The organism is Bacteroidales bacterium, from assembly GCA_035353855.1.
In the GTDB taxonomy this organism is placed as follows: Bacteria; Bacteroidota; Bacteroidia; order Bacteroidales; family CG2-30-32-10; genus DAOQAK01.
In genome coordinates this window covers 52,937-77,110 of sequence record DAOQAK010000010.1, presented here as the reverse complement: position 1 = coordinate 77,110, position 24,174 = coordinate 52,937, and the positions used below count along the sequence as shown (strand labels likewise).

The 24,174-nt window shown below is 33.8% G+C and carries 18 protein-coding genes; 10 read left to right on the top strand and 8 right to left on the bottom strand.

The window, feature by feature from the left end; translation table 11 throughout:
- The coding region (locus PKK00_04060; GenBank protein HNW97573.1) for an HAD-IC family P-type ATPase at positions 1-931 on the top strand (931 nt) is incomplete at its 5' end.
- 2 nt (positions 932-933) lie between these two features.
- Here PKK00_04060 and PKK00_04055 read toward each other — a convergent pair.
- On the bottom strand, positions 934-1,359 hold the full coding sequence (locus PKK00_04055; protein ID HNW97572.1) for a YbjN domain-containing protein: 426 nt from the start codon (positions 1,357-1,359) through the stop codon (positions 934-936).
- 29 nt (positions 1,360-1,388) lie between these two features.
- Positions 1,389-2,072 carry a hypothetical protein gene (locus PKK00_04050; GenBank protein ID HNW97571.1) on the bottom strand — a complete coding sequence of 228 codons (684 nt, stop codon included), beginning with the start codon at positions 2,070-2,072 and terminating at the stop codon, positions 1,389-1,391.
- Between the two features lie 375 nt (positions 2,073-2,447).
- On the opposite strand from PKK00_04050, the gene PKK00_04045 reads away from it, so the two are divergent.
- The 3 genes from PKK00_04045 to PKK00_04035 all read left to right on the top strand — a co-directional run bounded on the left by PKK00_04045 (position 2,448) and on the right by PKK00_04035 (position 6,169).
- Positions 2,448-3,518, top strand: a complete 1,071-nt coding sequence (locus PKK00_04045) for a T9SS type A sorting domain-containing protein (protein HNW97570.1) — start codon at positions 2,448-2,450, stop codon at positions 3,516-3,518.
- A gap of 460 nt (positions 3,519-3,978) precedes the next feature.
- Positions 3,979-5,580 (top strand): thiamine pyrophosphate-dependent enzyme, encoded by a 1,602-nt coding sequence (locus PKK00_04040; protein ID HNW97569.1) that lies wholly within the window; start codon positions 3,979-3,981, stop codon positions 5,578-5,580.
- A 7-nt stretch (positions 5,581-5,587) separates the two neighbouring features.
- Positions 5,588-6,169: an indolepyruvate oxidoreductase subunit beta gene (locus PKK00_04035; GenBank protein ID HNW97568.1), complete on the top strand. Its 582-nt coding sequence runs from the start codon at positions 5,588-5,590 to the stop codon at positions 6,167-6,169.
- A gap of 290 nt (positions 6,170-6,459) precedes the next feature.
- Here the strand turns inward: PKK00_04035 and hutI are convergent, their stop codons facing one another.
- Positions 6,460-7,710 (bottom strand): imidazolonepropionase, encoded by a 1,251-nt coding sequence (gene hutI / locus PKK00_04030; GenBank protein HNW97567.1) that lies wholly within the window; start codon positions 7,708-7,710, stop codon positions 6,460-6,462.
- A gap of 322 nt (positions 7,711-8,032) precedes the next feature.
- On the opposite strand from hutI, the gene PKK00_04025 reads away from it, so the two are divergent.
- The 5 genes from PKK00_04025 (at position 8,033) to PKK00_04005 (ending at position 18,092) form a co-directional block, all read left to right on the top strand.
- Complete coding sequence (locus PKK00_04025) at positions 8,033-10,150, top strand: C10 family peptidase (GenBank protein ID HNW97566.1); 2,118 nt, start codon at positions 8,033-8,035, stop codon at positions 10,148-10,150.
- A 121-nt stretch (positions 10,151-10,271) separates the two neighbouring features.
- Positions 10,272-12,392: a C10 family peptidase gene (locus tag PKK00_04020; protein HNW97565.1), complete on the top strand. Its 2,121-nt coding sequence runs from the start codon at positions 10,272-10,274 to the stop codon at positions 12,390-12,392.
- Between the two features lie 239 nt (positions 12,393-12,631).
- On the top strand, positions 12,632-13,714 hold the full coding sequence (gene aroC, locus PKK00_04015; protein HNW97564.1) for a chorismate synthase: 1,083 nt from the start codon (positions 12,632-12,634) through the stop codon (positions 13,712-13,714).
- Positions 13,715-13,904: 190 nt separating this feature from the next.
- Positions 13,905-15,941 carry an OmpA family protein gene (locus PKK00_04010; GenBank protein ID HNW97563.1) on the top strand — a complete coding sequence of 679 codons (2,037 nt, stop codon included), beginning with the start codon at positions 13,905-13,907 and terminating at the stop codon, positions 15,939-15,941.
- A 6-nt stretch (positions 15,942-15,947) separates the two neighbouring features.
- Positions 15,948-18,092: a tetratricopeptide repeat protein gene (locus tag PKK00_04005; GenBank protein ID HNW97562.1), complete on the top strand. Its 2,145-nt coding sequence runs from the start codon at positions 15,948-15,950 to the stop codon at positions 18,090-18,092.
- Between the two features lie 8 nt (positions 18,093-18,100).
- Here the strand turns inward: PKK00_04005 and PKK00_04000 are convergent, their stop codons facing one another.
- From PKK00_04000 to PKK00_03985, 4 genes are read right to left on the bottom strand one after another with little or no spacing between them, the layout of a single operon-like run.
- The gene (locus PKK00_04000) at positions 18,101-18,760 is read right to left on the bottom strand and encodes a rhomboid family intramembrane serine protease (GenBank protein ID HNW97561.1); all 660 of its coding nucleotides are present in this window, start codon (positions 18,758-18,760) and stop codon (positions 18,101-18,103) included.
- 6 nt (positions 18,761-18,766) lie between these two features.
- Positions 18,767-19,567: a hypothetical protein gene (locus tag PKK00_03995; protein HNW97560.1), complete on the bottom strand. Its 801-nt coding sequence runs from the start codon at positions 19,565-19,567 to the stop codon at positions 18,767-18,769.
- 14 nt (positions 19,568-19,581) lie between these two features.
- Positions 19,582-20,541, bottom strand: coding sequence for a class I SAM-dependent methyltransferase (locus tag PKK00_03990; protein ID HNW97559.1), 960 nt, complete (start codon positions 20,539-20,541; stop codon positions 19,582-19,584).
- A 1-nt stretch (position 20,542) separates the two neighbouring features.
- Positions 20,543-21,292 (bottom strand): glycosyltransferase family 2 protein, encoded by a 750-nt coding sequence (locus tag PKK00_03985; protein ID HNW97558.1) that lies wholly within the window; start codon positions 21,290-21,292, stop codon positions 20,543-20,545.
- 71 nt (positions 21,293-21,363) lie between these two features.
- Between PKK00_03985 and PKK00_03980 the strand changes: the two genes are divergently transcribed.
- Entirely contained in the window at positions 21,364-21,936 is a 573-nt protein-coding gene (locus PKK00_03980) for a hypothetical protein (protein HNW97557.1), read from the top strand.
- Here PKK00_03980 and PKK00_03975 read toward each other — a convergent pair whose 3' ends face one another.
- Complete coding sequence (locus PKK00_03975) at positions 21,937-24,153, bottom strand: tetratricopeptide repeat protein (protein ID HNW97556.1); 2,217 nt, start codon at positions 24,151-24,153, stop codon at positions 21,937-21,939.
- Positions 24,154-24,174 lie beyond the last annotated feature (21 nt).

The window sequence follows — 24,174 nt, the reverse complement described above, 5'->3', positions numbered from 1 at the left end:
AGTATATCGGTTCATTCAGGTATGCTTGCCTATTTTATCTCGTCCACCAATGATTGTTTTTGATAAAACAGGAACACTTACAACAGGAAATTTCGAGGTAAAAAATGTTTTTGTAAATAATGCTGATGAAGAAAAAGTAAAATCAATTTTGTTCAGCATCGAAAAACATTCATCGCATCCTATAGCAAAATCAATAGTTTTAGAATTCTCTGATTCGGATGAATTTCATTTTAAAAAGGTAAATGAACAAAAAGGATTGGGAATCGAAGCCGAAACAAATGATGGGAAAATTTATAAAGCTGGCTCGTATTCAATTGCTAAAACCCTTACTGATGATGATACTCACACTGTTTATCTTTTGGAAAATGAAAAATTAATTGCATGGCTTGATGTGGAAGATGAAATAAAAACTGATGCTAAAGAAACCATAGCATATTTTAAATCGAAAGGAATAAAAACCATTTTATTAAGTGGCGACAGGAAAAGCAAATGTGAATTTATTGCAAAAGAAACAGGAGTTGATGAAGTGTATGCTGAAAAACTTCCGGCAGAAAAAATGGAAATCATTGAATATTTTATGAGACGTGGCAATACGGCAATGGTTGGCGATGGCATAAATGATGCCCCTGCGCTTGCCAAGGCAACAGTAGGTATATCATTAAGCAATGCTACACAGATTGCAATTGAGTCGGCGCAAATTATTTTACTGAAAGGAAATTTATCGCTTCTTAAAAAAGCATTAGGTATTAGCAAAATCACATTGACTACAATAAAGCAGAATTTATTCTGGGCATTTTTTTATAATGTGATTGCAATTCCAATTGCCGCATTCGGATTCCTGAATCCTATGATTGCTGCTGCAAGTATGGCTTTCTCCGATGTTTTTGTAATTGCCAATTCCCTGCGATTATACAAAAAATCATTAAATTAAAACTATTCTGTTCTTTTTACCGGCTTGGTGAAATATTTGTTTTTTATATACTCATCGTAATAATTCACATAATAGCTAACCCTGTCGAACATTGCCAGTACTTCGCTTTCGCTAAGATCTTCCAGCTCGCGTATTGATTTTACATGTATCCAGTTTTCAAATTTGGTAATGCTGCATGCATACAAACCATGATTTATTTCCATCATTTCCCTGTAAAACTCCAGTTCTTTTTCGTGTGGTACTTTTGATACAGGTCCCATTATTTGTATATAACCATAATCTTTGTCTTCTTGTTTCCAGACATCCACCCATATATTTGCTGTGCCATTATTCAAATTCCATTGTCCTTCTTTATCACCACGGCATATCACAGGGTCAACACCCAGTTCTTTAATAACTTTTTCAACCAGGTTATAATAGTGTTCCATATTATTCATTATTCAATATGTTTTGATAGTTATTTTATTTCTGTAATCTTTATATCAGCAGGGATTTCAAATATTTCGGCAGGGATTGTGGCGTTTTCTTCAATTTTGGTGGTAGTTGCTTTGGCAACAATTCCCGACATATTCATTTCATATTTCAGGGGAATCCCATTCCAAACACTGTATGACGATTTCATTTTTAATTCAGGATTATTCATATTGAATTTATCACAGGTCTTATCCATAACCTTTTCAGTACCTGCTTTGGTAATGTGCATTTCTTTCATTATTTTTTCATCCATATTATTGAAATCAATATCGTTGGTTTTATTTTTTTCGTTAGTTGTTATTTTGGTTTTTGTTCCTGATTTTTTTGTTAAGTCAATATTGTAAATATAACCATTGCCAGTAATGACTTTTGAATGCATTTCAATTTTACCGGCAATTCCCATATCCATTGTGTAGTTCGTTTCAACACATTCTTTGTTGCCGAAATCGTCGAAATACATTTTCATTTTCTGAATCATTCCCATTGTTTCAATGTTCATTTCAATTATTCCTGATTTTATTTTATATTTTCCGGAAGACAGTGCATTTGTTTTTGTAATTTGGGTTTTAGTTGAGTCGGGATTATTATCCGGTTTATTACTATTGCCTAAGCAGGAAGCCAGTATAGTAACAATAATTATTAAAAATATTAAGTGCAATTTTTTCATAGATATTATAGCTTTGAGTTTATGCAAATATAATTTTTTTTATATATTTTTCATAGCTTTGTAAACTAAACAGGTTTGCAAAGGCAAAACTGTTTAGAACGAGTTATACCGTACAGAAAACAAAAAATATTTTTGCAAACCTTTTTTCTGTCGGTATATAACGAGATGAAATATCTATTCAAACATAGAATCAAATCAATCATTATGAATAAAATCAAACAAAAGTTCAATCAGGTGTTTACTTTAACATGGATATTAACCAGCGGGCTGGTGATATGTCCTGAATTTATCGGGGGTAGGAGAGCATAACAAAAAAATAATTTACACATAATATTTTTTATACAGATGAAAATTGTACGTTTAATTTTTATTTTTTTGTTAATTCCATTTGTTAATGTTTTTTGCCAGATAGCTGTACCTGTTGTTATTCATAAGCTCCCCGATTCTTTGAGTGAATGTTCGGGTGTTGAAGCCAGTAACCCTGATAATATCTGGGCACACAACGACAGTGGTGATAAAGCAAGAATATTCAATATTGATACCCTGGGTAATATTCACAGGATATTATATTTTTCAGGAGTAAATGCTATTGATTGTGAAGATATAACTCAGGACGATCAGGGGAATTATTATATCGGAGATTTTGGAAATAATTATAATAACCGCACGGATTTACAAATTTATAAAATCTCCAATCCCGATTCCATAAATAATGATTCTGTTATTCCTCAAATAATTTATTTCAGTTTTTCTGACCAGTTATATTTTCCTCCTGACAGCAGTAATTGGAATTTTGATTGTGAAGCTATGTTTCATTTCAATGATTCATTATACATTTTTTCTAAAAACAGGGGTGTTTCTACATACAGCAAAATGTATCGTTTGCCTGATGTTCAGGGGAATTATATAGCAGAGTTGGTCGATAGTTTTGACACGCAGCAATGGATCACTTCTGCCGATATAAGCCCATCGGGGAAAAGTATGGTGTTGCTTTCGGAAAAGATGATATGGCTTTTTACTAATTATTCAGGCACTGACTTTTTTAATGGTGATGTAATGAAGATAAGCATGAGCTATACACAAAAGGAAGGTATTGTTTTTATTAATGATTCATCAGTTTATATAACAGATGAAAAATATATGGGACTTGGAGCGAATTTATGTTTTCTTGAACTTTTACCATGGATAAATGATATCGCTGAAGTGAATGTATCCAATAACAATATAAATATTTTTCCAAACCCTTCTGATGGAAAAGTTACAATTACATTTCCTGAAAATACAAGTGAAATTCAAATTATTAATGAATCAGGGCAGGTTATTCAAAGTAAGAATATCAGTAAACAAAACAATTTAAACTTTTATATTCCGGGTTGCGGAACTTATTTTATCAGGGTAATATCTGATAAAAGTGTTATCACTAAAAAGATAATCAGCCGCTATTAATTACCAAATCTCTTTAATTATTTCCTGAATCTGTAATAATATTCACTATTTAGACAACAACAGTTCGGTAATTTTTTTATGCAAGGACTAAAGTCCTTGATAATTGTGGGTTTCACAATAGCCCCGACCTTAAGGTCGGGGCTAATAAAACTCAATGAAATTGGGCTTTAGCCCAAAATATACTAAAAAATTACCGAACTGTTAAGATAAAATAAAAGTAAGAAATATTTATTTATGATATTTTTGATACCCTTTGCTATTACCAAAGTGAATTTGTAAATAGACAAAAGACGTACTACAAATTCTTACTTTGGATATGCCGATAGAAAAATATACGCCTTGGTGGAAGTACAAACAATTGAAATGAAGTTAGGACGATATTATTTTTTAAATCGGTATTATTTTTTTTATTTAGATTTGTAATTAATAAGATTTGATAATTAATTAATGAATAAATAATATGCAGAAACAATTATTAATGGGCGATGAAGCTATTGCACAGGGGGCAATAGATGCAGGCTTGTCGGGTATTTATGCCTATCCCGGTACACCGTCAACAGAAATTACTGAATACGTTCATGCTTCAAAAGAAGCAAATCAGAAAGGGATAAAAGCCAGCTGGGCAGCTAATGAAAAAACAGCATATGAAGCAGCACTTGGTATGTCGTATGCCGGAAAAAGAACGATGGTATGTATGAAACATGTGGGTTTAAATGTAGCTGCCGATCCTTTTATTAATTCGGCTATCACTGGCGCAAATGGTGGATTTATTGTTGTGTCGGCAGATGACCCATCAATGCATTCATCTCAGAACGAACAAGATTCACGAGTGCTGGGGAAATTTGCTTTGATACCAATTTTTGAACCGGCTAACCAGCAGGAAGCTTATGATATGACTTTTGCCGGTTTTGAACTTTCTGAAAAATATCATGTTCCTGTTATGATCCGTATCACTACACGTATGGCGCATTCAAGAGCAGGTGTTTTACGTAAACAACAACTTGAACAGAATGGTAATAAACTTCCCGATAATTTAAGACAATTTGTTCTTTTACCTGCTATTGCAAGAAAACAATATAAAGATTTGCTGAACAAACAGGATGGTTTTGAAAAAGAATCTGAAAACTCTTCATTCAATAAATACATTGACGGGAATGATAAAAGCCTTGGTATTATTGCATGTGGCATTGGTTATAATTATTTAATGGAAAATTATCCCGACAGGAAAGTAAATTTCCCTGTACTTAAACTCAGTCAATATCCATTACCACGAAAACAGATCGAACGCATTACCAAAGAATGTAAATCAGTGCTGGTTCTTGAAGATGGCTACCCTGTAGTTGAAGAAATGCTTAAAGGATTCCTTGGAAAAGGTATTGATATAAAAGGAAGACTTGATGGCACTTTGCCAAGAGATGGTGAATTGAATCCTAATATTGTAGGTATTGCATTAGGTAAAGCCGATACCAAAGGACAGGATGTGCCTGCTATTATTGTAGGTCGTCCTCCATCACTGTGTACCGGTTGTCCTCATATCGATTCATTCCTTGGATTGAATGAAGCACTTTCTCAATATTCAAAAGGAAGAGTTTTTTCAGATATAGGTTGTTATACACTTAGCGCTTTGCCTCCTTTAGAATCAATTAATTCATGCGTGGATATGGGCGCTTCCATAACTATGGCAAAAGGAGCTGCTGATGCAGGAATGGTGCCTGCTGTAGCTGTTATCGGCGATTCTACTTTTACCCATTCTGGAATGACCGGTTTATTGGATTGCGTAAACAGCAAATCTCCTGTAACTATTATTATACTTGATAATTCAACGACGGGAATGACCGGTGGGCAACCTTCGGCTGCATATGGTAAGATATTAGATATCTGCAAAGGCATTGGTGTTGAAGAAAGTCATTTAAGGGTTATTAAACCTTTAAAGAAAAACCATGAAGAAAATGTTCGGATAATGAAAGAAGAGCTGGCATACAATGGTGTTTCGGTGATTGTCCCACTTCGTGAATGTATACAGACATTAAATAAACGCATGAGAGAGAAATTAAAAAAATAAAAAAACAATGAAAATAGATATAGTAATTGCCGGAGTTGGCGGACAAGGTATTGTTTCCATAGCTGCAACCATAGGCTTTGCAGCAGTTGAATCGGGTTTATTTTTAAAACAATCAGAAGTTCATGGCATGAGCCAGAGGGGAGGTGATGTTTCTTCTAATCTAAGGCTTTCTGATGAAGAAATATTTTCTGACCTTATTCCGAAAGGAACTGCCGATATGATTATTGCTGTTGAACCTATGGAATCGCTCAGATATTTACCCATGCTTTCTCCTAAAGGTTGGCTGATAACCAATACAAAACCTTTTGTGAATATTCCCAACTATCCGGAAATAGAAAAAGTAATTTCTGAAATAAAAAAATTCCCGAGGAATATTGCAATTGATGCTGAAAAGATTGCCGAGGACCTTGGTTCTCCAAAATCTGCAAACATGGTTATACTTGGCGCTGCTTCTCCATTTATTAATATGCCTTTTGAAAAGATTGAAAACGCTGTGAAGGCGATCTTTAAAAATAAAGGTGAAGAAGTTGTTAATGTGAATCTGCAATGTTTAAGGACAGGAAGAGAGTTTTCGCAAAAGAAAATTTAATTTGAAATCCGAATCCCAAAATCCACATATATACCGACAGAAAAGAGTTTTGCAAAAAAAATATTTTTTGTTTTCTGTACGGTATAACTCGTTCTAAATAGTTTTGCTTTTGCAAACCTGATAAGAACGAGTATAAATATATGTTTAAAGAAGGTTGCTTTTTAAAGCTCCCTTCTTTTTTATTTTTATTAGAGTTATAAAATTCTATTTTAATAAATTCAAAGAACCAAATTCCAAGTCAAAAGATTCAAATATAAAATGAAAGATTTTTGAATTTTGGGCTTAAAGAACTATTGAATTTTCCCGTTTAGGATTACCGTTTCTACCTTGTTGCTTCCGAATGCATATGGCATGAATTCGTATGTAGGTATGGATTTGGTGATGAAAATATTTGCTTTTTTCCCAACAGCAATACTACCCAACTCTTCTTCAACACCCATGGCATAAGCTGTGTTCAGTGTTACCGCATTAATAGCTTCTTCAGGTAACATACGGTATTTGATACATGCAAGAGAAATTATAAACTGCATATTTCCTGAAGGTGCTGAACCGGGATTAAAATCGCTGGCTAATGCAACTGGTAATCCGGCATTCATCATATCACGTACTGGTGATAATTGCATCCCCAGGAAGAAAGCTGCGCCCGGTAATACCGTAGGCATGGTCTCTGAATTTAATAATGCGGCGATTTCTTTTTCACCAACAAATTCAAGATGGTCGACCGATAAGGCATTGTATTTTACACCGGCTTGTATTCCGCCTGAATAATCCAATTCATTCGCATGAATTTTCGGACGCAGTCCGTATTTCATTCCGGCCATCAATATACGTTCGGTATCTTCAACAGTAAAGAATCCTTTATCACAAAAAACATCTATATAATCGGCAAGATCTTCATATGCTACAGCCGGTATCATTTCATTAATTACCAAATCTACAAATTCTTTTTGCTTTCCTTTATATTCCGCAGGTACTGCATGAGCTCCCAGGAAGGTTGATTTTATTGTAAGTGGTGAACGTGATTTTAATTTACGGATAACGCGGAGCATTTTCAATTCATCTTCTACATTAAGTCCATAACCGCTTTTTATTTCAACAGCACCGGTGCCAAAATATTTAATTTCTTCAAGTCGTTGCAAAGCCTGTTCAACAAGTTCTTCTTCTGATGCCTCGTGCAAACGTTTTGCTGAATTTAAAATCCCGCCACCGCGTTTTGCTATTTCTTCATATGAAAGTCCTTTTATTTTATCGATGTATTCAATTTCACGACTTCCCGCATAAACCAGGTGTGTGTGTGAATCGCAAAAACAGGGAAAAACCATTTTACCTGAAGCATCGATTTCTTTGGCTGTAACAGTTCCCAATTTTTTTATATCATCCATCAAACCAAAATCAATAATTTCACCCTTTTGTAAAAGAAGGTAAGCATTTTTAATAGAACTTAATGATGCCATGTGTTTTCCGCAAACTTTTAACTTTCTGTTATTACTGTCAGTTTCAGTTTGTATAAGTTCTTTGATGTTTTTTATTAAAATATTCATTATTTAATTGTTTAAAGACACTGCGAAGTTATAAAAACTTTGTTTTTGATATTATTATTCAATAAATTTGCATAGATTAAATATATTAATTTTTATATATGAAATATCCATGCAAACATAAATTTGCACTAACCGTGAGAAACAAAATAAAACAGGAGTTCGATCAGGAATTTACTTTAGCATGGATATTCACGAGCGAGCTAGTGTTGCGACCCGATAAATATCGGGGGTGGGAGCGAGCCTGCCCGACTGGCAGGCGGGTAACAAAAAATATCATTTCTGATAACATACATATTTTATAAACATTATTATTTTTATACAGATGGGAAAAAGAAAAATTACACTACTTATTATAATTATGGCTTTTGCATTTGCTTTCAATGTTGCATTTGCAGGGAATGTTGATGTGAAGACAGCAAAAAATGTCGCGCTGAATGCATACAGGGAAAAATTTTCCAATTTATATGATAAAAGTGCCGGCGATATTTTTATTACGGATGAATTTTTAATTTCAGAAAATTCACAACTTTTATATTATGTTTTTAATACCAGTAACGGAGGGTTCATTATGGTTGCTGCCAATGATATCTTCATCCCAATATTGGGATATTCATTTGAAGGTATTTATGGCAATGAGAATCAACCGGAAGGTTTTAAATATTGGGTAAGTAATTTTAAGAAAGAAATTGTAAGCGACATTTCTGCAAAGATAACAGCAACTCCTGAAATTGAAACAGCATGGAGCAGGTATAAAGTAAGTCCTGAGAATTATACTTTTAAAAAAGGAACAAAGGACGTTGAGCCTTTATTACTAGCAAAGTGGGACCAGGGCGCTTGTTATAATGCATTATGTCCTGCTGCGGCAGCAGGCGATGGCGGGCATTGCTATGTAGGTTGTGTTGCAACCTCAATGGCTCAAATAATGTATTATTATCGTTATCCTGAAAAGGGCCAAAATTCATACAGTTATCCATCGTCTTATGGTACATTATCAGCAAGCTTTGGTACTACTACTTATGACTGGAATGCAATGGCCAATTCATGCAATGGTGAGAACCTTGCTATTGCTACACTTTCTTATCATTGTGGAATAGCTGTAAAAATGAATTACGGTACTGATGGATCGAGTGCTCAAACTACTGACTGGAAGACCAAGTTGCCGTTATATTTCAAATACTCAAGTGATATTAATTATGCTTATAAAAGCAGTTATTCAACCGCAGTTTGGGAAAATATGATCCGCGCCCAGATAGATGCAAAACATCCAATAGAGTATACCGGTTATGATGAGAGTGCAGGTGCCGGACATGCATTTAACCTCGATGGGTACCAGGATTCAACGTATTTTCATTTCAACTGGGGATGGAGCGGATATTATAACGGTTATTTTTATCTTACTGCTTTAAATCCTACGGGTAATGATTTTACTTCAACACAGCATATGGTTTATAATATTTATCCTCCAACAACAAGTTACCCGGAATATTGTTCCGGAAATTCGGATACTTTAACTTCGGCTGTTGGTACTTTAACCGATGGCAGCGGTCCGTCGGAATATAAGAATGATGTTGATTGTTCATGGCTGATCTCTCCTTCAACATTAATTGATCACCTGATTTTATCATTTGATGCAATTAATACCGAATCAACTAATGATATCATAACAATTTATGATGGACCTAATACTTCATCACCGGTTCTTGGAATATATTCAGGTACTACCATTCCATCACAGATAACATCTACCAGTCCCCAGGTGTTGGTAACTTTCAAAACAAACAGCAGCACTGTAAGCGAAGGATGGCAGATCTATTATTATTCGGTTTATCCTATATTCTGTAGCGGACTAACTACATTAACTGCTGCCAGCGGGACATTTAACGATGGAAGCGATATTTATAATTATAATAATGGCTCAAATTGTATATGGGAGATAACTCCACCCAACGCGGCTACTGTTACATTGCACTTCGAAAGTTTTAACCTTGAATCCAGCGATAATGTAAGGGTGTATGATATGGATAATACTTCATCTCCTTTGGCTACATACACCGGTACTGTTATTCCTGCAGATGTTACTTCTCCAAGCGGGAAAATGAGGGTTATATTTAAAAGCAACACTTCTATTACAGCCGAAGGATTTACTGCTTCATATACATCATCGTTAGCAGGAGTTGAAGAATTCAGTGCAGTAAAAGATATGAATATTTATCCAAATCCTGCAAGCAGTCAATTACATGTATCGTTTGATATTATAGAAAATACTGATGTAACAATTAAACTGATGGATTTAACAGGCCGTCAGGTATACTCTGAAATATACACCAATGGCAATAAGTTTGAAAAAGATATTGATATTTCAGGCTTTACAAAAGGGGTGTATAATTTACAGATAATTACCTCGGGTGATTTAATAAATAAAAAAATTGTAGTTGAATAAAATTTAAATAACTTAATGTAAAAGAGGTGTACTATTTTAAGCATGCCTCTTTTTTTATAATATTTATAAATTACTTTATATTTGCCTTTTATCATGAAATATTATTAATAATAATTTCTTTATGAAACATAAACACCCCATTCAGATTGCTATTATTGCTTTTGTTTTTATTTTCAATATTGCTAATGCGGAAAAAGTCGATTTGAAAACAGCAAAAAATGTAGCAATAAATTCATATCAGGAAAATTATTCCAATTTGTATGATAAAAGTGCCGACGGGATTTTTATTACTGATGAATTTTTAATTTCCGAAAATTCGCAGCTTCTGTATTATGTGTTTAATACCAGTAATGGCGGTTTTATTATGGTTGCTGCTGATGATATTTTTCGCCCGGTAATGGGATATTCATTTGAGAGCACATACAGTAATGAAAATCAACCACCGCAATTCATATCGTGGATAAATATGTATAAAAAAGAAATAACAGAAGATGTTTCTTTAAAATTAAATGCTACACCTGATATTGAATCAGAGTGGAACAAGTATAAAGTTAATCCAGAAGATTTTATTTCAACAAAAGGAACAAAATCTGTTTTGCCATTAGTATTTTCAAAATGGGATCAGGGTGGATGTTATAATACTTTATGCCCGGCTGATGCTGCTGGCGCAGCAGGGCATTGTTATGTGGGCTGTGTTGCAACAGCCATGGCCCAGATCATGTTTTATTATCGCTATCCTGCGCAGGGACAGGGGACGTATAGTTATAATTCCCAATCGTATGGTCAGTTATCTGCAAATTTCGGAGCTACTACATATAACTGGAATGCCATGACCAACACATGTAATGGTACTAATGATGCTATTGCTACTATTTCATATCATTGCGGAGTGGCTGCCGATATGGATTATGGCACCGATGGTTCGGGAGCATGGCCATCGCAGTACGTTCAAACGTTACCTGCAAATTTCAAATATTCAAGTAATATTAAAAGCGCTGATAAAAGTGATTATAATGATGCCACATGGGAAAGCATGATCCGTACTGAGATAGATGCTAAAAGACCTATTGAGTATTCAGGGTTTGGAGATGCAGGCGGACATGCATTTGTACTGGATGGATACCAGGGAACCAATTATTTCCATTTTAACTGGGGATGGAGCGGAATGTATGACGGATATTTTTATCTTACAGCACTAAACCCGGGAGGCTCTGATTTTTCTAATTATCAGCAAATGTTATATAAAATATATCCGGGAACAGGTTATCCTTCATATTGTTCAGGTCCGGTAACACTCACTGCTGCTGTTGGGAGTTTTACCGATGGAAGCGGCTATAACGATTATCAAAATAATTCCGATTGTTCATGGTTGATCTCACCTGTTGTGCCAGCTACGGTTATGGTTGATCATTTGGTTTTAAATTTTGATAAAATAAATATTGAAAACACCAATGATGTAGTAACTGTTTATGACGGTTCAACAACATCGGCGACTTTACTGGGGCAATATACCGGATCAACAATACCATCGCAGATCACATCAACAAGCCCAGAAGTATTAGTTACATTTAACTCAAATGGCAGCACTGTTGGTGAAGGCTGGCAAATAAGTTATTATTCGGTATATCCTGTATTTTGTACCAGTACAAATATTTTAACCGATTCCACTGGAACTTTAAGTGATGGAAGTGGTGTTTATGATTATTATAACAATGCAAGTTGTGCCTGGGATATTGTTCCTGCAGGAGCAGCAATAGTAGTTCTGCATTTTAACAGCTTTAACCTGGAATCGGGAAATGATAAAGTACGCGTATTTGATATTGAAAATTCAGCAACACCTTTAGGCGTTTATACAGGAAACACCATTCCTTCCGATGTTTCATCCCCAAGTGGTAAGATGAGAGTTATTTTTAAAAGTAATACTTCTGTTACTGGCGAAGGTTTTGATGCAACATATACTTCATTCCCGGCCGGATACGAAGAGTATGATATTTTAAAAGATTTAAAAGTTTTCCCGAATCCTTCAAATGATAAACTGCATGTAGCATTCAGTAATAATAATAATGAAGAAGTAAGTGTTCAGATATTTGATCTGAAAGGACAACTGGTGTATTCTGAAAATCATTATATCAATTTAATATTTGATAAAGATATTGATATTGCTGATTTTGCTAAAGGGGTTTATAATTTAAAAATAATAACTTCTGATGGCGTTGTAAATAAAAAAGTAGTTTTTGAATAAATAAAGAAAAATGATTTTTTCATAAAAAGAGGCTTACGCATTTGTATGCCTCTTTTTCATTTAATAAGTTTGCAAATTACTATATATTTCTTCTGTAAAAAAATATGCTCCTTTAGTTACTCGCTCCCACCCCCGATATTCATCGGGGCGCAACACAATGCCTGCTCGTGAACCTTCATAAATTGATTGTTTTTCATCAGGTTTATGTATATTTGCGAAAATTTATGAAGGTTTGTAAAATGTCTGGAAATACAATAGGAAAAATTTTTAGCTTAACTACCTTTGGCGAATCACATGGTATTGCACTTGGTGGAGTAATTGATGGTTGCCCGGCGAACCTTAAAATGGATATGAATTTTATCAGTGATGAATTACAGAGGCGACGTACAGGTATGAACAAGTTAATGTCGTCAAGAAGCGAAGATGATAAAGTTGAGTTTCTTTCGGGGTTGATGAATGGGGTTACAACCGGCACCCCACTTGCTTTTATAATTTTAAATAAAGACCATAGAAGTTCAGATTATTCAGGGCTGAAAGATATTTTTCGTCCTTCTCATGCTGATTACACTTACCTGATGAAATACGGAATACGAGATTACCAGGGTGGAGGAAGAGCCTCGGCACGTGAAACTGTTGCCAGGGTTGTTGCCGGAGCTATTGCAAAAATGATCCTGAAAAAGAAAAATATTTCAATTCACGCGTTCACTTCACAAGTGGGAAATATTTGTATCGATAAAAAAGGAATGAAAAATATCAATTATAAAAAAACAGAAAATGATATTTTGTTTTGTCCTGATGCTAAAGCTTCAGATAAAATGCAAACATATCTGGAAAATATAAAAAAGCAAGGGGATACTATAGGAGGAGTGGTGAGTTGTATTATTACAGGTTGTCCTGTAGGTTTGGGAGAGCCTGTTTTCGATAAACTTCATGCTGAGCTGGCAAAAGCCATGATGACAATTCCGGCAGCAAAAGGTTTTGAATATGGTGAAGGCTTTGCTGTTGCTGCAATGAATGGCAGCGAACATAATGATGCTTTTATTTTTGAAAAGAAAAAAGTGAAACTGGCTACCAATCATGCCGGCGGAATACTTGGCGGAATAAGTAACGGGGAAAATATTTTTTTTAATGTTGCATTTAAACCGATACCTTCCATAGGAAAAGCTCAAAAAACAATTAATGAAAAAGGTGTTCCTAAAGAAATTAAAATTAAGGGAAGACATGATGTATGTGTTATTCCACGCGTAGTTCCTGTTGTTGAAGCGATGGCTGCACTTACTATTGTTGATCATCTTTTTCGAAATAATTCATATAATCAGTAATAAGGTTTTCATAAATATTTAAATAAAATATTTTTAAAAAGTAATAGTTCGTTAAGTTTTTACAAAATGCAGATAATTACAGATTTCTCGCTATTGCTCGAAATGACAAAGTAATAATGCATTTTGTCATTTCGAAGAATGACAAATCTCAAAACTTAACGAACTATTGTAAAAAGGAATTTTACAATAAATGAAAAAAAATATTTACAAAGTTTTTTTAATCGTATTTGTTTTGTTTTTTCTTCCTAAGTATGCTGTGTTTTCACAGGAAGATGGTGAAGAAACGAATGATGATTGCAAAGTGAAAAATAAAAAAGCGGAAAAAATTTATAAGGACGGATATGCAGAATTCAAAAATCATAGTTATACAACAGCTGCAAAATTTTTTAAAGAGGCTATTGACGAAGAGCCCGGATATGTTGAAGCATATTATGGTTTAGCAAAAATTTTTACTTTCCAGGAAAAATATTCTACGGCAAAAAAATATTATCTGAAAGTAGCTGAATTATGTCCTTCATATGATATTTATGTGTTTTATTATCTCGGACAAATTTATCTTGGCGCTGAAAAATATGATTCAGCAAACTATTATATGAATGAATTTACTAAGGGTGTAGAAAATCTTACACCTGAAAAACAAAAGCTATATAAAAACCTGGATAAAGATTTCAGCCATGCCGACAGTGTGAAATATTATAGTAAGAACATGACGAGCATTATGTCGAAAACAGTCCCTTTTAACCCTGTGTATGTTAAAGGGGTGAGCAGTGTAAGCGACGAATATCTTCCTATAATTACACCTGATAATGAAATGTGTTTGTATACACGTAAATCAGCAACAAAAACAAAGTCCGTATACGCTGATGCAAAATTAGTATATACTGAAAAATTCATGTACAGTAAGCGCAAAGATGGCAGTTTTGATGAAGGGTATGAAATGCCAAGTCCTTTCAATGAAAATTCAAATGAAGGTGGCGCAACATTAACGATTGATAATAAATATCTTTTCTATACCGTATGCAAATATTTAACAGATAAAGATAATAAAGCGTATTTCAATTGTGATATATGCACATCTACTTTTACCAATGGTTCCTGGTCGGAGATAAAAAGTGTAAGCCCGAAAGTAAATAATGATAAAACATGGGAATCGCAACCGTCAATTTCAAGCGATGGAAAAGATTTATATTTTCTGAGCGACAGAGATGGAGGATATGGTGGATATGATATCTATGTAACTCATAAGCAGGATAGCAGTTGGAGTGTGCCCGAAAATCTGGGACCCAATATTAATACTTCCGGTAACGAAAAATCACCTTTTATTCATACCGATAATCAAACCTTATATTTCTCATCTACAGGATGGCCGGGTTTAGGAGGTTATGATATTTATTATTCAAAAAAAGAAGCAAATGGGAAATTCGGTAAGCCAACCAATATAGGTTACCCGATAAACTCTGAAGGCGATGATGTTGGTTTTTTTGTTAGCACGGACGGACATTATGGATATTTTGCATCAAATGATATTACGCGATTTAAAGGTCCCGGTGGGTGGGATGTTTATTCCTTTGATTTATATCCTGAAGCAAGGCCCGATACTACAGTGCATCTGATAAAAGGGAACATTAAAGATGAACAGAAAGATATTCCCACGAGTGCAAAGGTTGAATTAAAAAATGTAAAGACGAAGCAGGTTACCGAGGTTGAAGTGGATTCCATTACAGGAAAATATGTGATAGCCGCTTTGATGAAAAACGATTATATGCTTACAGTGAAAAAAGACGATTATGCATATTCTTCCAAATATATTTCGAAAGAAGATACTGCTGTTACTGAAAATACAAATGTAAAAGTTGATTTTGATATTAAACCTATTGCTGTTGGTGAAACATATAAACTTAATGATATCTATTTTGATTATGGCAGTTTTGAACTTTCGGAAAACAGCAAACTGATCATTGATGGCTTTATTGATTTTCTGAATGACCATCCTAATATAAAAGTAGCTATTCATGGACATACTGATAATATTAGTGGCACCGATTTTAATATGACACTATCTGAAAATCGTGCAAAATCAGTATATGATTATATTGCAGGAAAAGGAATTGATGCTGCCCGCCTTAGCTATAAAGGATTCGGGTTAACCCAACCTGTAGCATCAAATGATACCGAGCAGGGAAGGGCAAAGAACAGGAGAACGGAATTTGTTATCACTGAAAAATAATTTCTGATGACGGAAAACAAAAAAAATAATTATAAAAAGAAAACTACCGGTATGCCCGGTATTACAAAGGAAAAATCACAATTCATTTCGCAGGCATTACCTTTAGCGGCTATTTTATTACTTTCTTTTTTGTTATATCTGAAATCTTTTCAAAACGGTTTTACCAATTACGATGATGATGTTTTAATTATAAATAATCCTTTAGCCCAGGGCATATCAATAAATAATCTTATCGCGATTTTTTCAACATTTATAAATGGAATGTATCATCCGCTGGTAACCTTATCCTGGTCTATTGAGAAATCAATATTTGGAATAGGCTATACACATTATCATGTGATAAATTTATTATTTCATTTATTGAATATCTGGTTGGTGTATAGGTTTGTGTTATTGCTCAAAGGAAAATTGAATATTGCATTTATTGTTGCTCTTATTTTTGCTGTTCATCCTATGATCTCCGAATCGGTATTGTGGCTCTCGGAAAGAAAAGATTTATTGTGTACGGCATTCATACTGGGTGGACTTATTCATTATTTAAAATATTTAAAAAATGATTTTAAAAGAAAATATATTATACTGACACTTGTATTTTTTATTCTTGCATTACTTTCAAAACCTCTGGCAATAGTATTTCCGTTATTGTTAATGGTTATCGATTATTTTAATGAAAGAAAAATAAATTTAAATACCTTGTTTGAAAAATTACCTTTTTTTGCTTTTTCATTATCATTCGGAATTATTGCAATACTGGCAGCCCGTTCTGTTGAAGGAATAAATACATTAGCTGATTATTCAATAGTCGACAGAATATTTTTTGTTTCATACGCATTATTGTTTTATGCTTTTAAACTGATTATTCCAGTTGGGCTTTCGGCAAAACATTTTTATCCATTACTGCATCACGGAATGTTGCCAATAGTTTATTATTTTTCATTTATTGTTTTTCTGGTTGTGATTTACCTGGTTATTAAATATGTGAAAAATAACAGGGTTATTATTGGCGGATTTCTTTTTTATCTTGCGGGCATATCAATTATTTTACCAATACTTCCTGTTGGTGATACAGTGGTCGCAGAACGATATTCATATGTGTCATATATAGGATTATTGCTGATAGTTGGATATTTATACGATCAATTCAAAGATTATAAATTTATTGGAGTGGCTTACAGGTATTTTTTTAATGCATTGATTTTTTTATATGTAATTTTATTTATATACCTGACCTTTTTAAGAATTGATGCATGGAAAAGCCCTGTAAAACTTTGGTCTGATGTTATTGAAAAAGATAATAAAGCTGTTCTGGCATATGTTGCACGTGGTGATTATTATACTCTGTCATCTGATTATGAAAAAGCGTTAAAGGATTATTCCAAAGCAATAACAGTTGATTCAACGTATGCGGTTGCATATAATAACAGGGGGTATATATATCTTAAAAAAGAAAAATATCAGGAAGCATTAAAAGATTTTAATAATGCAATAGAATTGTCTCCAAAATTTTCAAAAGCATATTACAACCGCAGTTGTCTTTATGTTCAAACAGAAGAATATGATAGCGCCATAACCGATTGCAATATCACTTTATCATTTCTGCCGGATTACGCTAATGCATATTATAACAGGGCAATGTCGTTGTGTAAAATTCAAAGATATAATGAAGCATTGACCGATATTAATAAAGCAATAAGCATGGGCGATACCATGGATGTTTGTTATTATTGCCGTGGACTGATCTATTTTGAAACAAATGAATATCAATTAGCGCTTGCTGATTTGAATAAATCCCTTGATATCAATCAGGCATTAACTGATGCGAGATATACCCGCGCAAAGTGTTACAAATTTCTTCAACAGTATGATAAAGCAATAGATGATTTAAATACAATACTACAGGAAAAGCCCGGAAATCCAATGTATTTATGTTATTTAGGAGATGTTAAATATCAGAAAAAAGAATATGAAGATGCTTTATCGGATATTAATTTTGTAATTGAAAATGCTAAAGATTATGCACCCGCATATTATGAAAGAGCTTTGATAAATATTGCAATAGGCAATACATCGAATGTATGCAATGATTTTAAAAAAGCCAGTGAACTTGATTTTAATGTGGATAAAAACCTGATTGAAAAATATTGCAGGTAACCGGTATATCAAAATATAGAGTGAAGAAGCTGGTAATAGAATGAAATTGCAAGTGCCGGTTTTAATGCAATAGTAAAAAGTGCACCAAATAATGCTCCCCAGAAATGTGCGTCATGACCTATGTTATCGCTGGCTTTACGTGCCATATATGCTGAAAAAATCAGGTAAAGAATTCCAAATATTGGTGCAGAGATAGGAAAAGGCAGGAAAAGCAAATACATTTTCATTGAAGGCATAATGATGATGCTTGAAAAAACCACTGCTGAAACAGCTCCCGATGCACCCACGGCATTATACCAGCTGTGAAGCTTATGTTTTTCGAATGAAGGCACCACAGAAAGAAAAACTCCACCAATATAAAGTAAAGCATAAAGCATTAAACCTTTTATTCCAAAATAATATTTCATATAAATCTCAACAAGTTCACCAAAAGAATAAAGAACAAACATATTCATTGTAAGGTGAACCCAGTCAGCATGCAACAAACTGTATGTAAAAAAACGATACCATTGTTTGCTTTGAATAATGATATACGGGTTAAATTTCCATCGATCGAAAATATCACGCCGGTTAAATGCGGTAATTGAAAAAATACATGTAACAATAATGATTATCCATGTTATCATCATTCCTGATGGTCTGCCAATACCCATAAGTGTATCCTGCATAAAATATTATTTCGTTGTGTAATCTATTTCCGAGCCGAGAACACTATGTGGAATTAAAAATACAATCAACAACACAACAGATGCAATAATCGCCCAATTGAAATTATTTTTATTCTTAGATAATTTAAAGAAAGCGATTGCCCAGAAAATAAATGCTATCAATGTTTTGTTGTCGGTAAGGTCATGTCCGAATGGCCATCCGGTCCAGTATGCATTAAACGCATATTTTTGTACTAGAGGTCCAAGAATTAATCCGCCAATGAAAAGCATTACCACTGTTACAAAAGCGTAGCGGTATGTTTTTATTCCTTTGTAAGCAGCTTCAAGCCCGGTACGTGTAGAGTATAGCATAGCAAGGAATATCGTTAATATATGAATGATAAGCACCATTGCCGGAACTTTTCCTTTATAGCGAAGAACAATAAATTCATCGGATACGGAAACTTTATTATTTCCAGAAACCAGCGAAATATTATACATTACTTTTCCTGCAGCAGGTTGTTTGGGAACTATAGCTGTAAGGTAATCGCCATCTCGGGTCATTTCAATCGAAGATAATGTGTCATGGCTTTTAAATCGCTTAAATGTGAAAATACCTTTTATGGTTTTATCGGGTATATTTATTTTAATAAGTTCGCCATTCTCGTTATCTGAGGTACGGGGCAGTTTGAAATTTATTTCTTCATTGTTAATGGTTACTTTTCCTTTTGCAGGGTATGATGGACCGGTAGCACGTTGAAAATATGCTATGCCAATGGTGAAGATTATTGAAAAGATCCAAAGTGATATTGATTTCTTTTTACTCATATTTGTATATAAAATTATTTTTTTATGAATTCCATTTTTACAGTCGCTCCTTTATGAAAAAGAGATTCGATAAAATCAAATATTGCAAAAAAAGGAAAAGTGAAAATAAAAAAAATCATATTCAAAAAATATTTTATAAAACCATTTTCAGGAGCATAAGTTTTATTTCCTTTCAGTCGTTCATATAAAAATTCACGTCTGTTATTTATAGAGTTGAGAATACTTTGAACCCATCCGTAAGGGTTTTGCTCAAATGAAAAATAACTTTTCTTTTTTAATGCAAAGCCCAAAGTATCCATTATTTTAATGAAGTTCTCAGGATTGAAAAAAATAAGATGACGTGGCGGGTCAAGGTGATACCAGTTCCCTTTGAAAAGTTTTGCCTGCCAGCTAGAAATATTTGGAAAAGTTAAAATTAAAAGTCCATTCTTTTTTAAAATTTTAGAAATGATTTCCAGTGTTTCTTTTGGTTTTTCAAGATGTTCAAAAACATGAAACAATGTAATCGTATCAAAATAATTTTCAGGAAAATCATCTATATTGATTTGTCCTATTTTTAATTTTATTTCATTTATATGCGATGCACGGATTGCAGAGCCTCCTTCAATTTCTGTTCCGTGTAACTCATATCTGCCAAGCGATGAAAGATGTTTTAAAAATCTCCCGTTTCCACAGCCTATATCAAGTAACTTGGCATTAACGGGGATCATCTTTGAAATATTTTTTGCTTTTCTTTTTCTGAAAAAATCAATGAAATGTTCTACCGAAAAAATAAATTTATTTTTTCCTGTGCCATAATATGCTGCATCGTAAGCTTTGCGTAAAATGGCAGTACCAGGAAAAGGAGCAAGGAAATAAGCGCCACATGATGAACATTGATAAATAAACCAGCTTTCATCAAATATATCTATTGCAGAATAAAGCTTTTTTGTGGCTTTGCTGTTACAGAACCTGCATGAACACTGCTGCTCCACGTTATTTTTTAAGTTTATATATTTTGAATTTTGCTAATCCTGTGCGTTGCAGAAAATGTTTGAACGATGTTCCCATTACTCCCATACCGTATTTCATACTTCTTCTGAAATTAATTGACGATGCTTCGGGAAAATATTTTGTAGGACAAGTAACTTCTCCAATATGAAACCCTGCATAAATAATTTGTGAAAGCATTTGATTGTCGAAAACAAAATCATCGGAGTTTGCATGATAATCAATTTTTTCAAGCACCTCGCGTGAGAAAGCCCTGTAACCGGTATGATATTCTGAAATTTTTTCGTTTATCAACAAATTTTGTGACAATGTGAGGAAACGGTTAAACATATATTTATATAAAGGCATTCCGCCTCTTAAAGCGCCTTTTCCCAGGATGCGGGAACCAAGAACAACCTGATATAAATCGTTGGCAATAATGTGAGCCATAGAAGGAATAAGTTTTGGCGTGTATTGATAATCGGGATGGAGCATTATTACTATATCGGCGCCTAATGATAATGCGGTGTCATAGCAGGTTTTCTGGTTGCCTCCGTAACCTTTATTTTCTTCATGACAAATAACATTCCTGATGCCAATTTTTTTTGCCAGTTCAACAGTTCCGTCACTGCTTGCATCATCAACAATAATAACATCATCAACAATATCGAAAGGAATTTCGTTATAAGTTGTTTCTAAAGTTTTTTCGGCATTATATGCCGGCATTACAACAATAATTTTTTTATTTTTTAACATAAGTCAGAAAAATTTCTGTTCACAAATCTACGAAATTCAAATGACTTATTATTTTTGTAAAAAATTTTAATATGAGAAATAATATTATTCTGGCAATTAGTTTTATGTTTTTATTGATAATAGGTTGCACACGTCCTTCAAACAGGAAAGATGATATAGAGAAAGAAGATAAAGGCGATACAGTGATGCTGCATAATGATTTATATTTTTCAAACAATATGGAGAATATTAATTGCTGGGAAATATCTTCTCCGAAGGTTATTAAAACAACAGGGCATTCGGGAATGCATTGTTCAAAAATCAATAAGGATGCACAATATAGTTTTGGTTTCAGTTCCAAAATTCAGGATTTCACTACAAAAAAAATTAAAAAGGCTTTGGTGCGGGTATGGGTATCTGCAACCAGTATGGATTTTGATGCAGGTATTGTTTGTGATATTAACAGGAATGACTCTTCTGTATACTGGCAGTCGTCAGGATTAAAATATTTTGTAACAGAATTAGGAAAATGGTTTGAAGCAACAGGCAGTTTTAAATTCCCAGATAATTTAACAGAAAATGACCGTGTTTCAATTTATGTATGGATAAGTAAAGGCAGCGCTGATATATTTGTTGATGATTTTGAAATCCAGTTCATGGAGTAATTATTTTCTTGCTAAAGCTTCCAGCTTAAAAAAGAAATCTTTATTCAAAGCATAATGAAGGTCGCCGGCTGAGCACTGGTCTTTAAATGCCTGTTTGTAATTACCCAATTCATAATTTGCCTGTGAACGATTCACAAATGAAACGGCATCCTTCGGATTTATTGTAACCGCTTGTGTATAGTCACTTACTGCATTTTCAAGTTGCTTAAGTCCGTAGTATGCCAAGCCTCGCCATGAGTAGGGTTCCGATTTATCCGGGTTTAATTTTATGGATTGACTTAAATCAGCAATCGCTGCCTGGTAATTTTTTTCCTGGTAATATGACACACCTCGCCACATCAAAGCATTTTCATTTTTTGGTTCCAGCTTAACAGCTGTATTAAAATCGTTGAAAGCCTGCTTGTAATTTCCCAGGTTAAAATTTGCTGTACCCCTCCATATATAAGCTTTTGCATCGTTTTTTATGGTGAGCATGTATTTATCATAATCCGGTAGCGCAAGTTTGAAATTTTTAAGAGTGCTGTATGTATTGGCACGACCGATAAGAGCATCGGTATTGTCTCCACTGTAATTTAATGCTTTTGTAAAATCCAATGCTGCCAATTGATATATGGAATCCAGTTTGACCTGGTTGGTAATAGTGCCGTTTTTCTTGCTGTTTTCAGCTAAATTAAAATAAAGTACACCTCTGTTGCTATACCCCCTGTGAAATGTGGAATCAGCTGATAAGCATTTATTGTAATCGGCAAGAGCGCTATCATATGCCATAGCTTTTGCATCGGGATACCCGAATTTTTTATACTCCTTTGCATAATATTCTTCACCAAAACTGAAATTGAAATATCCTCTGTTACTGAAAGCAAAAGGTAGGTTGGGATATTTACTTATCAAATCGGTAAAAAGTATTTTCCCGTCTTTCCATTTTTCAATGCGCTGGTATGACATTACAGATAATACAATTGTACCTGCTATTAAGATAACAGGAAATAATATTTTTATTTTCTTTAAAAATGTATTCTGACTTTCCTGTGAAAAAATATAACCTTTTCCGAGAATCAAAAAGAAACCTATGTAAGGGACATAAGTATAACGTTCGGCAAGCAAAGCTCCGCCAACAGGCAGTATTTGCAATACTAGCGAAATGGTAACGATAAAAAACAATGAACCGAAAATAATATCCCTGTTATATTTTTTTGAAAAATATATTAAAAATGCCAAAAGCAAAAGAACAATCGGAGCCAAATAATAGAATAATGGCAAATGCCCTGCTATCCTGTTTGGATAAGGAAACATACATACAAGGTCGATGGGTACAAAAAGTTTCCAGATATAAGTCAGTGTTGCACCGCTTGAAAGCAGAAGCCTTTCGAAAAAGCTGAATAATGGAGTAATATCCTGAATTGCACCGGCTTTATCCTGCGAAAAAATTGCCGTTAAGCCAAATGCTAATGCTAACAAGAAAAAAGGTATTTTTTCATAAAGCATTTTCCACGACCATTCTCTTTTTAAATAGTAATCAATTAAAAGCAGAACCACCGGCAATGTTACTGCTGCTGATTTTGACATCATCGATAAGAAAAATGCAACTAAAGAAAAAATATAATACCTTACTTTTTTTTCTTTCCGTGTGTAATAATAAAAATATTGTATCATCGAAATCAGGAAGAAGAAAGTGTAAAGCACGTCTTTTCTTTCTGAAATCCATGCAACCGATTCCACATGCATTGGATGTATGCCAAATAAAGCTGCTGCAATAGCTGCAATTTCAATACGCCGTGTCAGCAGTTTTAAAAATATAAATACAAGAAAAACATTGAGAAGGTGAAAAAATAAATTATTAAAGTGATAAAGAAATGTATTGTCACCCACAAGCCTGTATTCAATTGCATAAAACAAGGTAGTTAAAGGATGGTAATTTCCTTTATAGAACTCGGTGAACACTTCTTTTATTTGTTCGCCTTTAAGTGTATGAATACTTTTTGCTGACAGGAAATTATTACTTCCTCCTTCGGTAACATAGCCGCCGTCGTCCCAGTTTTTTATCCATCCGTTGTTTAATGAACCGGAATAAACAATAATAGTAAGCAATAAAGGGATTAAAATATATAATTTGTTATACGATTCATTCCTGTTCTTTCTCACTGTTACAGGAGTTTTGGGAATGCTTCCTTTCGCAGATGAAAGTTTGCTTTGTGGTATAACTTTTTTAGTACCCATTTAAATCAAATTTGATTAACT

Excerpts from the sequence above, each read along its gene's own strand:
- PKK00_04040 (HNW97569.1), top strand. The coding sequence starts at position 3,979 with ATGCAGAAACAATTATTAATGGGCGATGAAGCTATTGCACAGGGGGCA.
- PKK00_04035 (HNW97568.1), top strand. The coding sequence starts at position 5,588 with ATGAAAATAGATATAGTAATTGCCGGAGTTGGCGGACAAGGTATTGTT.
- PKK00_04025 (HNW97566.1), top strand. The coding sequence starts at position 8,033 with ATGGGAAAAAGAAAAATTACACTACTTATTATAATTATGGCTTTTGCA.
- PKK00_04005 (HNW97562.1), top strand. The coding sequence starts at position 15,948 with ATGACGGAAAACAAAAAAAATAATTATAAAAAGAAAACTACCGGTATG.
- PKK00_03985 (HNW97558.1), bottom strand. The coding sequence starts at position 21,292 with ATGTTAAAAAATAAAAAAATTATTGTTGTAATGCCGGCATATAATGCC.
- PKK00_04010 (HNW97563.1), top strand. The coding sequence starts at position 13,905 with ATGAAAAAAAATATTTACAAAGTTTTTTTAATCGTATTTGTTTTGTTT.
- PKK00_04050 (HNW97571.1), bottom strand. The coding sequence starts at position 2,072 with ATGAAAAAATTGCACTTAATATTTTTAATAATTATTGTTACTATACTG.
- PKK00_04020 (HNW97565.1), top strand. The coding sequence starts at position 10,272 with ATGAAACATAAACACCCCATTCAGATTGCTATTATTGCTTTTGTTTTT.
- hutI (HNW97567.1), bottom strand. The coding sequence starts at position 7,710 with ATGAATATTTTAATAAAAAACATCAAAGAACTTATACAAACTGAAACT.
- PKK00_04000 (HNW97561.1), bottom strand. The coding sequence starts at position 18,760 with ATGCAGGATACACTTATGGGTATTGGCAGACCATCAGGAATGATGATA.
- aroC (HNW97564.1), top strand. The coding sequence starts at position 12,632 with ATGTCTGGAAATACAATAGGAAAAATTTTTAGCTTAACTACCTTTGGC.
- PKK00_04055 (HNW97572.1), bottom strand. The coding sequence starts at position 1,359 with ATGGAACACTATTATAACCTGGTTGAAAAAGTTATTAAAGAACTGGGT.
- PKK00_03975 (HNW97556.1), bottom strand. The coding sequence starts at position 24,153 with ATGGGTACTAAAAAAGTTATACCACAAAGCAAACTTTCATCTGCGAAA.
- PKK00_03995 (HNW97560.1), bottom strand. The coding sequence starts at position 19,567 with ATGAGTAAAAAGAAATCAATATCACTTTGGATCTTTTCAATAATCTTC.
- PKK00_03980 (HNW97557.1), top strand. The coding sequence starts at position 21,364 with ATGAGAAATAATATTATTCTGGCAATTAGTTTTATGTTTTTATTGATA.